Genomic DNA, 16205 nt, shown 5'->3' with positions numbered 1-16205 from the left:
CGAACACGGAAGTTAAGCTCTTCAGCGCCGATGGTAGTTGGGGGCTTCCCCCTGTGAGAGTAGGACGTCGCTAGGCACAAAGCACAATTCAAATGGATTGTGCTTTTTTTTAATGCAAAAAAACTGAGTTAGCTACAGGCGATGAAGAACTTTTGGCTCGAAGAGTCAAAAACTTAGAAGGATAAGCCAATGGAAACATCGTGAGAAAGCAGCGAGGGAATAACACCAAGTCCTCTTCTGTGAGAGGATACCTTTCTTTTCGTAGAACCTTGCAGGTTAGCTAAATAAAGGGCAGTTTATTTTTTGATCATAGTAAGGTAAAATTAGGTAAAAATTAGATGGTGGTGTTGATAGGTTTGGAACCTAAATGGCTAGAATGGGCAAAACAGCTTCAATCCATTGCACAGACAGGATTAACTTATTCTAAAGATGTGTATGACATAGAAAGATTTGAATTAATAAGAAATATAAGTGTTGAAATATTGACGCAGCATACAAATCTAGATCATGAAGTTATAAAAGAACTTTTTGCTAATGAAACTGGGTATGCAACGCCGAAAGTTGATATTAGGGCTGTTGTATTTAGAGATAACAAGATATTAATGGTGAGAGAAAACAATGATGGGGATTGGTCGTTACCTGGAGGCTGGGGGGATATTGGATTAACTCCTGGAGAAGTTGCGATCAAGGAAGTAAAAGAAGAATCAGGGTTTGATGTTAAAGCGATAAAATTGATAGCTGTGCTCGACAAAAAATGTTACCCACATCCACCTTCTCCATACCACGTTTACAAAATGTTTATCCAATGTGAAATCATTGGTGGACAACCAAAAGAAGGTATTGAAACAACTGCGGTGGAATTTTTTGCTGAAAATGAACTACCTTCATTATCGGTAGCAAGGAATACAGAATCACAAATTCAATTAGCATTTAAACATTTGCATAATCCACAAGAACCTGTTTATTTTGATTGATATTTCAATTTTAATACCATTAATCAACTAAAGGGATGCGCTAGCTTAATAGATTATCGCTGTTTTAGCAAACAAATTAGGTTTTACAATAACAGGGGGAAAATATATGGAACCATTAATATCTGAAAGGTTAATATTAAGAGAATGGAAAGAAACTGACAGCAAGGACTTATATGAATATGCTAAAAGTGAATTAGTAGGTCCTAATGCTGGCTGGCGACCACATAAGAATGAAGAAGAAAGTAAAGAAATTATAAAAATGTTTATAAAAAATAATGATACGTATGCTGTTGTTTTAAAGGCAGAAAATAGAGTTATTGGAAGTATAGGGCTCCACGATAGAAAACCAGATGATAGCCTTGTCGAATTAAAGCAGAAAGAAATAGGGTATGTTTTAAATCCTGAATATTGGGGGAGGGGAATTATTCCAGAGGCAGTAAATTGTTTAATTAAATATGGTTTTAATGAACTAAATTTAGATTTAATTTGGTGTGCTCATTTTAATTTTAATCATAACTCCAAAAGAGTAAACGAGAAATGTGGATTTAAATATAGATTTCAAAAAAATGAAAAATTAAAGTTATTAGATAATAAGGAAGTAATAAGTTTATATTATTGTATGTTGAAGTCTGATTATATTAAGCGTAACCATTAAGGTAATTTTTGAACCGTGAAATATTGTACTTAAGTAACGATTACTTTACTGAAAAAAATTGAATAATCGTAATAAATTGGCTCGGTTCACAGATATGTAAACCGAGTTATTTCAATATGTGATGACATGAGTTAGTCGCTCTCATCGAATCTGTTTTAGTTGTATAGTCAAAGAATGGTTCCTGGCCCCATACGAGTAGCGTCCCAGTCAACTGACAAGTCATTCCCCTTTCATACTCCATACCGCAACTGGCACCTCCCCAAAATTTCTAGATTAATAGATCATATTTAACAGATAATGGTATAATCAAAAGTGTTCAAACGAATGAAGGATGATCCAAATGGAAATAAAACAAAAACGTATCTTACTCGTAATCATCTTAATTTTTATGGTAAGTTCTTTTGTACTATTACTCAATACTCCTGCTGACGAGGATGAGGACAATGAACATACCATTCAAGAACTTGATGAAACAAGTGAGGTAATTACTGAAAAGCTGCCATATACAGTAGAAGTGAATGAATGGGATATAAGGCCAGAAAACATTGCTTATCGGGTCCTGTTTGATTTGATGAAGAGTCTAGAGAGTGATGGAATTATTAGCAATGCAGCCTATATCCGTTTTACAAGATTACAAGGTGATGAAAATGAATTCGTTGTGGCCGTGGTGATGCAAGTACTTTTACCTGATGACGACAGTTCAGGACCACCATGGATGCCAGACTACGATGTTACCCCTTTCCTTCAGGATATCGTTTGGATATTGACGATCGAGAAAGGTGGAGACTTAACATACAGCCTAACGAACATCGAAAAGACAGACGACCGATCCATTGGTTTGCCGCTTGTTCAAAGCATGGAAGAATATTTACAGGAAATTGGAATGGAAACCCCTGTGGAGAATATAGGGTATCAGCTAACGGAAGAGGCCCTTCAAGTTACATATAATAACGGAGAGAGCTGGCTGAAGGTTCCTGTTGAGACGGAAGCATTGTACGGCTTAAGAGATCGTTTTAACAGTCAGTTACTGATGGGGAGCTATATCCTTTCCAATGAACGGACTGCCTTTTTGCTTCAAAACGAGGAAGGGGCAGTACACGTTATCATGAGTACAGATAACGGAAAAACATGGGAAGAGACGCCAGTATCCAGTAATTGGGCTTCTGGACGATTTGGAAAAATCGAATTTACAACGGATCAGGATGGTTACCTGATTTTTAGTGGTGAACGGACGATGGGTTTTGAAGCCCATTTCATATACAAAACCAATGATGGCGGTAAGTCTTGGTATAATGCAGGATTTGTTGAAGATACGCATCAAATGGTGACAGACGGGGGATTTATTAATGACCAGTTAGGTTTTATGTCCTTTGGCTATACACTAAATGAAGACCAGGCGCCGACGCCTCATTTCTATCGGACGGAAAACGGCGGAGATAGCTGGGAGCAGATTACTATCCCCATTCCAGAAGAATATAAAGGATTTTTCACAGTAGCAGAAATGCCTACTTTTCAGGGGGGAGATGGGACGTTAGTGGTGAACCAGGGAGCAGAAGGGGATTACTTAGGTGGAAAAGTCCTCGCCAAGTTCACCAGCCATGATGAAGGGAAAACCTGGTCGTTTGCAGGATTAGTCGATCCAAACGGTGTTCTAGAATAGTTGTAAATACGGGATGTGGAGGTCTATTAATGAATGTTAATTTCGGTAATGTAGCAAAAAAATACGCTCAATATAGGAATGACTTACCAGCCGAGTTGTTGGAAAGTTTAAAGATCAGAGGAATAAATTTTAATGGTAAAAATGTGGCTGACCTTGGTTCAGGTACAGGCGTTTTAAGTCGAGCTATATACAAGGAAGGAGCTACTGTCATTGGGGTAGAGCCATCAGTCGAGTTAATAAAAGAAGCCAAGGTTATAGATAAAAGTGTTGGCGTAGAAATTAATTACGTTAATACTTACGCGGAATCTACTACCTTAGAAAGCAATATGTTTGATTATATAACTGTATTAAGAGCCTGGCATTGGTTTGATAGACAAAAGACAATTGAGGAAATAAAAAGGGTTCTTAAAGATAATGGGACATTATTGATAATGGATTCTGGATTTATGTCTAAATCAAAAGTAATTACTAACACGTTGGAGATTGTTAAGGCGCATATGCCAAACCGTAGATTAAAACCTGCTGGTTCTAAGGCAGAGTCAAAACAATTAATTAATAGTTTTCCGATTGAGTGGTTTAACGAATGGAAGCAAAATGGGTTTGATTTAAAAGAAACATATAAGTTCGAATATACCGTTTCTTTTTCAAATGAAGAATGGTGTGGAAGAGTAGGATCTCTATCATGGCTCTCTGGTTTTGATAAAAGTACACAAAATAACATATTGGATGAAATTTATAGACACTTAGAAAAAGAATTTGGAGATGTTAAACACAATATTCAACATGGATGCTATGTAACAATATTAAATCACCTGTAATTCTTGGAACACGGATAATTTCAACTTACTTTGTTGTTAAATAAAAGGGTGCAGAAAAGCGATAGCCTTTATTAAGCTATCGCCAAAATTCCTATGACTTAATTGAAATCATTAGCTCAACGCTCACATTACAATATGAAGAGGTTCAAAACGTGAAATGGGCAAGTAAGGAAGAAATTTTGATTATGATCAAAAACCAAGAATTTATTCCATATTATGAAAGTCTGATACACTTACTGTTTGATTGCCGAAACCAGCGTGGCAATATTCAAAGGCAATAGAATTAACAAAAAAGAACTTTTAAGGGGAGGGAACTTTCTTTTTTACGATGTTGTTAATTCTCAGTGCTTGTAATTCTACGAATGAAGTATTACCCGAAAAAAACCTAACGACTTTGCATTTTCCTTAAAATATGGGGTTACTTCAGCAAATGAGTTAAATACTTATGAGAATACTTACACAAAGGATTTAGTGGTTGATGGAACTGCGACAACACATATGATACTTTCCAATGAAGAAATGGAAGTTATTTATGAAAAATTTAGAAAAGCAGATGTTTTGCGGTTACCAGAAGATAAAGGTGGTTCAACATGTGTGCAGCCATATAATAAATACGAACTTTCCATGACGATAGATGGTGAAGATTATAACTTAAAGTGGAATACATCTTACGAGTCAAATGCTCTAAATAATTGGGAAGAAACTATGGATTTTATAAATAGAGAAATTATTTATCCAAAAGAGGAGTACAAATCACTCCCTGAACCTACTGGTGGATATGATTGATAAGATTTTTCTACAATTTTTATAGGGAAGCAAAACGAGGCAAAGTGTTAAGAAAGGAGAGAGAATTAACTGGATAAAAAAATAGGCTTATTCTGGATATTATTTGTCACTCTATTATTGATAAATTCTTTTATTTATAGATTTATTTTTAAAGAATATATTTATGTTATTATACCGACGACATGGCTAGGCATCACTAATATAATGGTTATTTTACTTTATTTAATAGCTATTATTCCTTTAACTTCATTTTTGTCTGGAAAGCTAGTTAATTATTATATAAAAGGTCAAGGGTAAAGGTATACAGGTCTTGTGATTGACTTTATAACTGATGTCAATGGTAGTGTTTTAGTAAACGAACGGATATTGATAAGGTTGTAACATGCTGTTCTTCAACTACGAAAATTAATTATCCATAATATAGACCTGTTAAACTGGCTAAATTATGGATAATTTTTTTAGAAATAATAAGTCCCTGACAATCAGTGCTTTAAAGCGCTGGAGACAGGCAACATTTTTCGATTTATTTAAACTATAAAGTGAAATAGTTCCAGTTTTACTAATAATGCTGATAATAAAAATACAATTCACTTTTAAAGCTAAATTAGAAATAATAAAAATGGTAATTCAATGTTCGTCCAATCCAATAAAGCATTTCCTTCATATTAATGTACAAAGCATTGAGGTATATCATTCTAAGTGAAGCTACAAATTGGTATGCTACAAATTTAGGCTGAAGGGAGATGTGAAATTTGGGAATTGGACCTGGAATAGTTCAAGCATTTGCTTGGGGAAGAAACTTAGAAGGGCAGCTGGGAGACGGGACCTTTAACCCAAGTAATACCCCAGTCCAAGTCAGTGAATTAACGGATGTCGTTGCCATTGCTGGTGGAGGGAATCATAGCCTAGCCCTCCTATCCGATGGAACCGTTCGAGCCTGGGGAAATAACCTTTATGGACAACTGGGAGACGGGACCTTTAACCCAAGTAATACCCCAGTCCAAGTCAGTGAATTAACGAATGTCGTTGCCATTGCTGGTGATGTTGGAGGGGCTCATAGCCTAGCCCTCCTATCCGATGGAACCGTTCGAGCCTGGGGAAGTAACTCTGATGGACAACTGGGAGACGGGACCTTTAACCCAAGTAATACCCCAGTCCAAGTCAGTGGATTAACGAATGTCGTTGCCATTGCTGGTGGAGGAATTCATAGCCTAGCTCTCCTATCCGATGGAACCGTTCGAGCCTGGGGATATAACGTTTTTGGACAACTGGGAGATGGGACCAACATCACTCGTAATACCCCAGTACAAGTTAGTGAATTGAGGAATGTCGATGCCATTGCTGGTGGTTTTTATCATAGCCTAACCCTCCTATCCGATGGAACCGTTCGAGCCTGGGGAAGAAACTCTGATGGACAACTGGGAGACGGGACCAACACCACTAGTAATACCCCAGTCCAAGTCAGTGGATTAACGAATGTCGATGCCATTGCTGGTGGAGTGTATCATAACCTAGCCCTCCTATCCGATGGAACCGTTCGAGCCTGGGGAAGAAACTTAGAAGGACAACTGGGAGACGGGACCAACACCACTAGTAATACCCCAGTCCAAGTCAGTGAATTAACGAATGTCGATGCCATTGCTGGTGGAGGGTTTCATAGTTTGGCAATAGTGCCGCAATGACGATTTAATCATATTTGTATACCTTACTTGGCATAAAATAAGGAAAAGGGTGCTAATCTTCAAGATGAAGGTAGGACTTTTCCTTATTTTAAAACCTGTTTGGGATGTATTACTAAATTTAAAGGAATTTGGGCATTTATTTATTGTACCTACAACGAATGGAACTGGAATTGTATTAGATAGTAAGATTTTTTCGGAGGAAAATATTTTCAAAACTCCACCATTTCATTTTGATACCAACAATATTGAAGAAGCCTATGAATTTTTAAAAGGCAAGAATGTTGAAGTAACAACAGAAATTGGGCATAATCATTGGTTTAAATTCAAGGATCCTTATGGGAACCATTTGATGGTGTGCAAGTGTTAAGATGTTTTTCATTAATAAAAGCTTTACTTGAATAGTAAGTAGTTTTATTTGTGATGCTCCTGTTTGATTGTTATTAACTATTGAGCAGAAGAATTACGAATTGGAGGCTTATAAATACTTTTTTTATCTACATAGCCATCAATATTCTCACTGTATTCTCCTAGACTTTCAACCATATTTTTTTGAAGTCTCTCTTGTCTAGGTTTAACCACACATGAAATAGCGATGAAAACCTAATTCACTGTAAAGATTTAGTTAGGTTAGTTGGCTCAAATAATCTGTTGAAGTAAAATTATTAATTCCTAAATGCACAAGTCTAATAGAATGTTACGTACACATTTGAATACGGTGGGCAATTACAGAAAATTAATAATCCATAATATAGACCTGCTTAAACTGGCTATATTATGGATTATTTTTTAGAAATTATAAGTCCCTGACCACCAGCGCTTTTAAGCCCTGGAGACAGGGAACATTTTTCGATTTATTTAAACTTTTAAAGTGGAAGGTCCAACAAAAGATACCCGTTATTGAGTGGCCAGATCATTTACTTTAGTAAGTGATATAAGCGGAACCAACGATTATAAGAAGAATGAACAACACGACAATTAACGAAAAGTTGCTATACATTCAATAACACCTCCTTGTGATGTTACAGTAACACCTTATGTAAGGAAGGGTCAGACGATTGGGCACTAAACTATTTTTAGGTTAATTAATGAAGACGCCGATTCAATAACGAGTTTGGTGGAACAAGAGGTAATGCTTTTAACTTTTATCGGTAAAGAACTCGGACACGCACCATTTTTTTCTACTATATTAGTAAAGTAATTAGAAGTACTAACGACTTATTGTAAAACAGATAATGAGAGTTTCAGAAAATGTCTATTTTGACAATCGATGAACGGTATAATTGATATAATCAAACTAGGTAGAAGTTACTGTAAAAGACTATACAAAAAAGGTTGTTTCAATTAAACCAAGATGAATAGGTTATCCAAACGTCAGCATTGTCAGAAGCTGAAGTTCGAGGCGACAAGTTCACGAGGAGTGTAGTGTACTTTCAAAAGGTAAATGTGCAACGTAGTGGACGCAGTTAACCGAAGAAATTCGAAGCTTATCACATTTATAGAAGTCTATTGGCGATAGCCAAGAGGACACACCCGTTCCTATGCAAACCCTGAAGTTAAGCTCTTTAACGTCTATGATAGTTGAAGGCTTCCCCCTGTGAGAGTAGGACGTCGCTAGGCACCAGGCACAACCATAATAGGTTGTGCTTTTTTGTGGAACCAACTTGAGGGCAATCAAATGGTGTAAGACTGGTACTTTATAGAAAAAAAGAGTACGCTGATTTTTTTCATATCGCTTTATCTCATATATCATATTTTAAATTAATTAAATATTATCAGGTAACAGTATCCAATTTAATATTCCATTGATGACATCTAGTAAAACAGCTAGAGTGTTTTTCAAGCGTCAACTATTATATTAGAAAATTACATTTAGGAGGAAGAACGATAGATAGAAATGTACTATTGAAAAATATAGAGCTTATTTTTTAAAAAATATTGACAATTCTGTTAATTAAGATTTATGATGTTTTTAGAAAAAAGAATTAAATACAACTAAAAAAAATAAAAAAGAAGGAAATACTTCTTTTTAAGGGAGGTGAAACAATGGGCGTCGAAAGCATAGTCATTGAAAAGTTGAAAGCATCTAATAAAAAAATAACTAAATCACAAAAACTTGTCGCAGATTACTTTTTAAAAAATGCAGAAAAGGTTACATACATGACAGCAAACCAGATTGGAATGGAAGTAGGGGTTAGTGAAACTACGGTTATACGTTTTGCATTATCTCTTGGCTATAAGCGCTTTTCAGACTTTCAAGAGGACTTCAGAAATGAAGTAATTGGAGATCGAACCGTTCAAAGATTACAAAAGGCAAACCTTGAATTTGAAAACAACAGTCCATTGACAAGTAGTTTTAAAAAAGATATTGAAAATCTTGAAAAAACGTTATCGCACATTAATGAAGACGAATTTAATGAATTTATTAGTCTATTATGTAAAGCAAAAAAGATCTTTATCATTGGATTTCGTTCTTCAATGGCAGATGCTTTTTACCTGGCATTTTCATTAAATGCCATGTTAGGCAATGTAAAACCAATTACAAACACTGGCATGGATTTAGAAGATTGTCTGCAAACAGCAGACGAAGAAAGTGTCATTATAGCTTTTTCATACCCTCGATATACTACATTCACCCTAGAATCGGTTCATTATTTAAAAGAAGAAAAAAAATGTACGATAGTAGCAATTACCGATAGTATTCATTCACCTATTATACCTCATAGTGATTTTGTATTTCTTACAGAGATTGATTCCTATACACCAAAAGATTCCCACGTAGCTGGGATAGCTTTTTCAAACGCGATTATTTCAGCGGTAGGTCAAGTGCAAAAAGAAAGAGTCGAAACCAATTTAAATAATTTGGAAAAATATTTTAATAAAATTAATATCTTTTATGAAAGATAAAGGGGGATACAATAATGAAAAGATTTAAAAAGTTTATAGGAACTGCAGTTGTCGCTAGTTTAATGGTCCTAGCAGGCTGTGGGGCAGAGTCTGGTTCAACAAACTCTGGTAATGAGGATGGTACTTCACAAGAAAATACAGCAAGTGGTGAAGTTACAAAAATGTCTATTGCAACTGGCGGTACAACAGGTGTGTATTTTCCAATCGGTGCAGCAATTGCTCAAGCTATAAATACACATGATCAATTCCAGGTTAATACGCAGTCAACTGGTGGGTCAATTGCGAATATGAGAATGATAGATAACGGAGAAGTAGAATTATTTTTGTCAGCATCAAATACTGCTTACGCTGGACTAACTGGGGATGATCCATTTGATGCTCCTATCGATCATATTAGATCTATCACATCTTTATATCCAGAGACATTTCAGTTTGTAGTTCGAAAAAACTCTGGCATGGAAACTATTTATGATTTAAAAGGAAAAAGAATAGCAGTTGGTGCCCCAGGTAGTGGAACAGAAAGAACAGGAAGATTAATGCTCGAAGCTCATGGAATTAGCTATGATGAAATTACACCTGAATTCTTAGGTTTCGGTGATGCAGTTACAGCACTTCAAGACCAAGGAATTGATGCGGCAATTATTGGTTCGGGTGTTCCAACGGCAGCTGTTGTTGATGCTGCATCATCTATGGATATTAATTTATTAACAGTTGATGAAGAACGATTTGCAGAATTTATCAAGAGTGAACCATTTATTATTATGGACACAATTCCAGCAGGTACTTATAACGGTGTGGAGGTAGATGTTGTAACAGCAGCATCCCCTGCACTTTTACTAACAAGTAGTAATAGAAATGAAGATGAAGTCTATGAAATTACTAAAACATTATTTGATAATTTACAAACAGTACAGGATGCTCATGTTCAAGGGAAAAATATATCATTTGATAGTGCGTTAGAAGGTCTTTCAATTCCTCTACATCCTGGTGCTGCGAAATACTATGAAGAACAAGGTATCGACGTTTCTGATAAATAATAAGAAGGGGGGAGTGCCCCCTTCCCTTTTTAAGGGGTGATGAGATGGCTGAAAGTAAGCAATCAGACGTATCAAATGTAACCGAAGTTGTTGAAGAAGAAAAAACCAGGCAATTTACACCATGGTTAAAAAGGATTGTTACAGTGATAGCTGTTTCTTTCTCACTTTATCAATTGTATGCGACAGGAATTTCTTCACTTCCGGCCATACAGCATAGGGCTATCCATTTATCCTTTGCATTACTACTTATATTTATATTATATCCAGTAGGTAAAGGAGATCGTAAAAAAATTCCATGGTTTGATATTGCTCCTATAGTTGCAAGTGTTGGTATAGGTCTCTATATTGTAGTGAATTATATGGAACTGATCTACAGGGCTGGGGCTCCAAATACTATGGATAAAATAATGGCAGCCTTAGCAATAGTGTTAACATTAGAGGCTTGTCGAAGAACTATGGGGAATGGTTTAACCTTAGTTGCTTTATTTTTCGTACTATATAATTTTCTCGGACAGTATATTCCAGGCCCAATTAAACATAATGGATTTTCATTAGGTAGAGTACTAGAACATTTGTATCTAACTTCTGAAGGAATATATGGGGTTGCGATTTATGTTACTTCAACGTTTGTTTTTACATTTATTTTATTTGGAGCATTTCTTCAAGTAACTGGTGGGGGTAAAGCATTTATTGACTTAGCTTTTGCTATGACAGGGCGATATAGGGGAGGGCCAGCTAAGGCAGCTGTTTTCTCAAGTGGTTTCATGGGAAGTATTTCTGGTAGTTCCTTTGCAAATGTTGCTACAACTGGTATTTTTACCATTCCTCTAATGAAAAAAGTTGGATATAAACCTGAATTTTCAGGAGGAGTTGAAGCCGCATCTTCCTCTGGCGGTCAAATTATGCCCCCAGTAATGGGAGCCGCAGCATTTATTATGGCCGAAATGACTGGCATCACTTATAATCAATTAATTCTTTATGCTGCATTACCTGCAATCTTGTATTTCTTTTCTGTATTTCTAATGGTTGACTTTAGAGCAGCCAAAAATGGATTAAAAGGGTTAAGTAAAGAGGAAATACCTAATCTTAAGGAAACACTAAAAAGAAGTATCTTTGTTTTAATTGGACCGATAGCTATTGTCGCATTTTTGCTCGGTGGATTCTCGCCTATAAAAGCTTCTTTTTATGCATTAATAATTGTTATTATTGGAAGTTACTTCAGAAAAGATACTAGATTAACACTTCCAAAATTTATAGAGGCATTAGAAATAGGTGCAAAAAATGCAGTAGGTCTTATCGCTGCTTGTGCTGCAGCAGGCCTTATTGTAGGGACAGTAACCCTAACAGGTATTGGGGTTCAGTTCGCCGATATGGTTGTTATATTATCCCAAGGGTCATTAATTATAGCACTAATATTGACAATGGTTGCAAGTATCATCTTAGGAATGGGACTACCAACAGCGGCATTATATATTATTTTAGCAACAATGGCTGCTCCAGCTTTAATAAATATGGGTGTTGCTTTACCAGCTGCACATCTTTTCATTTTCTATTATGGTTGTATGGCAGCAGTTACACCGCCAGTTGCTCTTAGTTCATTCTTGGCAGCAGGTATTGCTAAAGCAAAACCGATGCCTACGTCCTTTCAAGGCTTAAAGCTATCCCTTGCAGCGTTTTTACTACCATTTATCTTTGCTGCAAATCCAGCATTATTATTTTATGAAACTACTTTCATCGAGGTAGTACTAGTTACAGTCACTTCAGTGATGGGGATTGTAGCATTAGCAGCAAGTTTGGAAGGGTATTTTCTTGGCATGGTTTCAAAATTAGAACGTATAACCTTATTTTTATCAGCAATATTGATGTTGGTTCCTGGCTTCATAACAGATGTATTTGGGATTACGATTATACTACTCATAGCGTTTAAGAGTTACTTAAAAAGCAAAAAGCAACTGCTTGGTAAAAGCATTACTACTTAAGGTGGAGTTAACTGATGAGAGAACCAATTACTATTTACTATAATGGGCAACCAATATTTGCAAAGAACGGAGAACTTCTTTCTTCTACACTTTGGAAAAATCAAATTTATAAGCTAAATGAAAGTTATAAAATGAAACGCCCTCGAGGAGTTTATTGTGGATTTGGCCGATGTGATGGTTGTATTGTGCTTTTAAATGGGAAGCGAGTACAATCGTGTCAAGTAACTGTAGTAGAAGGTATGGCTCTAGAGGAGGACGGTTCATGAAGAATTCTGAACCTACCGTAATAATTGGTGGAGGAAACTCTGGTTGTCGATTTGCATTAAAGTGTATTAATGAAGGAATCCCATTTTTGCTTTTTGAGCAGAATATTGATTTAGGTGGACTTAAAAAGATTGCAGGAAATGGAATTTCAGAACAAGAACATAAAAAGTTAAATGACCATTCAGCAGTACTAACAAAAGCTAGAGTCCAAGGAATAGATTCTAGTTTAGAAGTTATTGTTGAAATAAATGGAGCTATGAAAAGAATTCAAGCAAGCAAAATAATTTTGGCGACAGGGTCTTGGGAGCTACCTATTCCTTTTCCTGGCTGGACTTTACCAGGGGTAATGTCATCAAATAGTGCAAAGCTTATGTTTTACAGAGATGACATATCTTTTGGTAATAAGATAGTTTTATTAAAAAGTAATGAAGAAAGTGATCAATTTATAAAAGATTTATATGAGTTCCATGAAGAAGTAATTACGTTAGATATAAATTATATTCAATCACTAGAATGTTTCAGTAAGAATGGAAAAGTAAATCAACTGAAATATATAAGAGATCAAAAAGAAAGTTCTATTAAAGATATGGATACTTTAATATGTTCATCTGTATCTGCTGCAGAATTAGATTTACTCGAAGCAGCTGGAGGAGAAGCAGTTGAAATAGCTAAAGGTTCTTCCTACACTGAAGTTGGTTTAGGAGAAACAACTTTAAAAAATATATACACCGTTGGTAGTGCACAAAATAACAGTTTAATCAACGTAGATTATTCTAACTGTCTAAAATTTTCAAATGAATTCACTACAATATGTCGTTGTGAAGAAATTAATCAGATAGAAATCGAAACCGCAATCTCTTCTGGTGCAAATTCATTGGATGATATAAAAAGGCTTACACGGTGTGGGATGGGATTTTGTCAATGGAAAATGTGTAAAGCAAGTGTCATGGAGATACTAAAAAGACATAAGGGATTACATCATGAAATAAGGTTACCAAAACTACGATTTCCCCTAACCCCCATACACATAGAAACACTAGCAACGTTACCAATCAAAGGTGAAGAAGGTGTAGTCGATATTTTATCCAATGCTATTAATCAAAGACAGGAAAAAAAGTTAAGTTAGGCGTGAAAAAAAATGACGGGACTTTATAAAACGCTTATTATCGGATCTGGGGCAATTGGTGCCTCGATAGCATACCATTTATCCAATTATAACGAACGTGTTCTAGTAGTTGATCAAGGTTTTCCAACAGAAGGAACAAGTGGAGCAACACAAGCTTGGGTATGGGTTCATACAAAACAACCTAATTTTTACGGTGAGTTTTCAATGTATAGTGCAGAATTATACCAAAGCCTAAAAAAAAGATTGGGAATGGAGTTTGAGCTTGACCGAACTGGGGGACTATCACTTATTTTTGAAAAGTCTCGACTAAAAGAGGTTGAAAGTCTAATAGCAGCACAACAAGAAAGAGGAATTAAAGTAGAACTCTTAACTAGACAGGAGACTTTAAGGAAAGAGCCAGAGGTAAATCCAAATATAGTAGGTGCAACATATAGTGCACTCGATGGACACTTAAACCCATTCCGATTAACAAGATCACTAATAGAAGATGCTACAAATAATGGAATGGAATTCTCTTTTTATAATAAGGTAGTTGCCGTAAAAAGAAATAATGAAATGATTTATGAAGTTGAAACAGAAAAAGGAACATTTCTTGCCGAGCAGGTTGTTATTGCAGGTGGGCCATGGTCTAAAATGATTGGTCAAATGTTGAATGTTAATATACCTATTAAGCTAGTAAAAGGTCAAATTATTGTTACAGAGCCTTTAAAACCGTTATTAAATCATATTGTTAGTGGGGTAAGGCAAACAAATAACGGTGAGTTACTAATTGGATACTCCAAAGAAGAGGATGGATTTAATAGAAATACATCATTTAATATTGTCGGTGAAACTGCTAGGTATGCGCAAAAAATAGTCCCAAAATTAAAAAAAGTTAATATTGTCAGGACTTTTGCTGGAATTCGATCTATGCCTAAAGATGGTTTACCAATCTTGGGTGAAGTACCAAGTAACCCTGGACTTTATGTTGCTGTGACACATAGTGGGATTACGCTAGCACCAATAGTTGGATTATTGATGTCAGAGTTACTTAGAGAAGGGTCAACAAGTTTTCCACTAGATGATTACTTAGTTTCACGATTTAAATCTGAAAACGAATTATTAAGGGAGGATTTACAATGACTATGAATTTAGAATTTTTATTTTTATCACAAGACGATGTAAATAGATGTGGCGGAGCGGATATGAAGACAATGATTGATATTATAGAAAAAGTGATTTCTTTACACGATAAAGGTGACTATGTATTGCCAACTAAATCCACCCTTAGATGGGGCGGGCTGGATGCGGAAACAACTAGTGGAAGAATAAATTCTATGCCTGGGTTTATTGGTGGTGATATACAAGCTTCTGGCATAAAATGGATTTCTAGTGCGCCACAAAACCCTTTTAAATATAACCTCCCTAGAGCAGCTGGAGTAATTGTCTTAAATAATCCAGAAACTCTATTACCAGAGTCTATTATGGATGGTACGTTAATTAGTGCTATGAGGACTGGAGCGGTTTCTGGAGTTGTAGCAAAACATTTAGCTAAAGAAGATTCTAAAGTATTAGGGTTAATTGGGGCTGGGGTTCAAAATCGTACCCAATTAAAAGCAATTCAAGCCGTTTGTCCTAACATCGATCGTGTAAAGGTTGCAGATTTAAGTTTAGATCGTGCACAAAAGTTTTGTGATGAAATGGCACTTGAAGTAAAAGACGTAACATTTGAAATTGTTAGTGGTGCAGAAGAAGCGGTCAGAGGTTCTGATATATTTATTACGGCTACAGTAACAGAGAAACCTATTGTAAAAAAAGATTGGGTTGATAAAGGATCTTTACATATCCATGTAGGAAGCCACGAGTGTGAGTTTGATGTCATTGATCAAGCTGACAAAGTTGTCGTAGATGATTGGGAAGAGTTAAAACATAGAGGGGTAGAGACGATATCTATAATGTATTCTGAGGGTAAATTCGATCCATCAAATATTCACGCTGAATTAGGTTCAATCGTAAATGGTAAAAAAGCAGGAAGAGAAAATGATGAGGAACGGATTTACTTTAATAGCGTGGGCATGGGGATTGAAGATGTAGCTGTTGCAAAATATATTTATGATCAAGCAAAAGCAAAAGGAATTGGGCAAGCACTAAATTTATGGAATAAACCAGCTTTTGTATAAAATTATCATAAAGCTTTTCAAGAATCATAAGTCTGACCATGAACCTAATATGATTAGAACTGAACCATTCCTCCATTAAGAGGAATGGTTCTTTTTAACTACTCCCTTCACGCTATAAAATCCCTATGGTAAACTGGTAAATAATACATATAAAGGAAGGT

Annotated in this window: 15 protein-coding genes and 2 rRNA genes; 16 read left to right on the top strand and 1 reads right to left on the bottom strand. The window is 35.8% G+C overall.

The window, feature by feature from the left end:
• From rrf (GKP30_RS24090) to GKP30_RS15315, 8 genes are all read left to right on the top strand, one after another.
• Positions 1-76 (top strand): 5S ribosomal RNA (gene rrf / locus GKP30_RS24090); the annotation flags it as partial.
• A gap of 280 nt (positions 77-356) precedes the next feature.
• Complete coding sequence (locus GKP30_RS15345) at positions 357-974, top strand: NUDIX hydrolase (RefSeq protein ID WP_216830333.1); 618 nt, start codon at positions 357-359, stop codon at positions 972-974.
• A 106-nt stretch (positions 975-1080) separates the two neighbouring features.
• Positions 1081-1629, top strand: coding sequence for a GNAT family N-acetyltransferase (locus GKP30_RS15340; RefSeq protein ID WP_216830332.1), 549 nt, complete (start codon positions 1081-1083; stop codon positions 1627-1629).
• 340 nt (positions 1630-1969) lie between these two features.
• Positions 1970-3289, top strand: a complete 1320-nt coding sequence (locus GKP30_RS15335; protein ID WP_216830331.1) for a WD40/YVTN/BNR-like repeat-containing protein — start codon at positions 1970-1972, stop codon at positions 3287-3289.
• Between the two features lie 29 nt (positions 3290-3318).
• Entirely contained in the window at positions 3319-4107 is a 789-nt protein-coding gene (locus tag GKP30_RS15330) for a class I SAM-dependent methyltransferase (protein ID WP_216830330.1), read from the top strand.
• 471 nt (positions 4108-4578) lie between these two features.
• Positions 4579-4893, top strand: a complete 315-nt coding sequence (locus GKP30_RS15325) for a hypothetical protein (protein WP_216830329.1) — start codon at positions 4579-4581, stop codon at positions 4891-4893.
• 752 nt (positions 4894-5645) lie between these two features.
• Entirely contained in the window at positions 5646-6575 is a 930-nt protein-coding gene (locus tag GKP30_RS15320) for an RCC1 domain-containing protein (protein WP_216830328.1), read from the top strand.
• Between the two features lie 64 nt (positions 6576-6639).
• Positions 6640-6942 carry a VOC family protein gene (locus tag GKP30_RS15315; RefSeq protein ID WP_216830327.1) on the top strand — a complete coding sequence of 101 codons (303 nt, stop codon included), beginning with the start codon at positions 6640-6642 and terminating at the stop codon, positions 6940-6942.
• Between the two features lie 552 nt (positions 6943-7494).
• On the opposite strand, the gene GKP30_RS15310 is transcribed toward GKP30_RS15315, so the two are convergent.
• Positions 7495-7572, bottom strand: a complete 78-nt coding sequence (locus tag GKP30_RS15310; RefSeq protein WP_216830338.1) for a YjcZ family sporulation protein — start codon at positions 7570-7572, stop codon at positions 7495-7497.
• 505 nt (positions 7573-8077) lie between these two features.
• On the opposite strand from GKP30_RS15310, the gene rrf (GKP30_RS15305) reads away from it, so the two are divergent.
• From rrf (GKP30_RS15305) to GKP30_RS15270, 8 genes are all read left to right on the top strand, one after another.
• Positions 8078-8192, top strand: a 5S ribosomal RNA gene (rrf, locus tag GKP30_RS15305).
• Between the two features lie 426 nt (positions 8193-8618).
• Complete coding sequence (locus tag GKP30_RS15300; protein ID WP_216830326.1) at positions 8619-9479, top strand: MurR/RpiR family transcriptional regulator; 861 nt, start codon at positions 8619-8621, stop codon at positions 9477-9479.
• Between the two features lie 14 nt (positions 9480-9493).
• Complete coding sequence (locus tag GKP30_RS15295) at positions 9494-10516, top strand: TAXI family TRAP transporter solute-binding subunit (RefSeq protein ID WP_216830325.1); 1023 nt, start codon at positions 9494-9496, stop codon at positions 10514-10516.
• A 44-nt stretch (positions 10517-10560) separates the two neighbouring features.
• Complete coding sequence (locus tag GKP30_RS15290) at positions 10561-12495, top strand: TRAP transporter permease (RefSeq protein ID WP_216830324.1); 1935 nt, start codon at positions 10561-10563, stop codon at positions 12493-12495.
• 14 nt (positions 12496-12509) lie between these two features.
• Positions 12510-12761, top strand: a complete 252-nt coding sequence (locus GKP30_RS15285) for a (2Fe-2S)-binding protein (RefSeq protein WP_216830323.1) — start codon at positions 12510-12512, stop codon at positions 12759-12761.
• Positions 12758-13885 carry an FAD/NAD(P)-dependent oxidoreductase gene (locus GKP30_RS15280; protein WP_216830322.1) on the top strand — a complete coding sequence of 376 codons (1128 nt, stop codon included), beginning with the start codon at positions 12758-12760 and terminating at the stop codon, positions 13883-13885. Before GKP30_RS15285 ends, GKP30_RS15280 begins: the two co-directional genes overlap by 4 nt.
• Before the next feature lie 12 nt (positions 13886-13897).
• Positions 13898-15007: an NAD(P)/FAD-dependent oxidoreductase gene (locus GKP30_RS15275; RefSeq protein WP_216830321.1), complete on the top strand. Its 1110-nt coding sequence runs from the start codon at positions 13898-13900 to the stop codon at positions 15005-15007.
• Complete coding sequence (locus tag GKP30_RS15270; RefSeq protein ID WP_216830320.1) at positions 15004-16044, top strand: ornithine cyclodeaminase family protein; 1041 nt, start codon at positions 15004-15006, stop codon at positions 16042-16044. The genes GKP30_RS15275 and GKP30_RS15270 overlap by 4 nt, the downstream gene beginning before the upstream one ends.
• The last annotated feature ends 161 nt before the right edge of the window (positions 16045-16205 follow it).

The sequence above is a fragment of the Alkalihalobacterium elongatum genome (genome assembly GCF_019024285.1).
In the GTDB taxonomy this organism is placed as follows: Bacteria; Bacillota; Bacilli; order Bacillales; family Bacillaceae_F; genus Alkalihalobacterium; species Alkalihalobacterium elongatum.
Note: the sequence above shows the minus strand (reverse complement) of the source record. Positions and strands in the feature narration are given on the sequence as shown.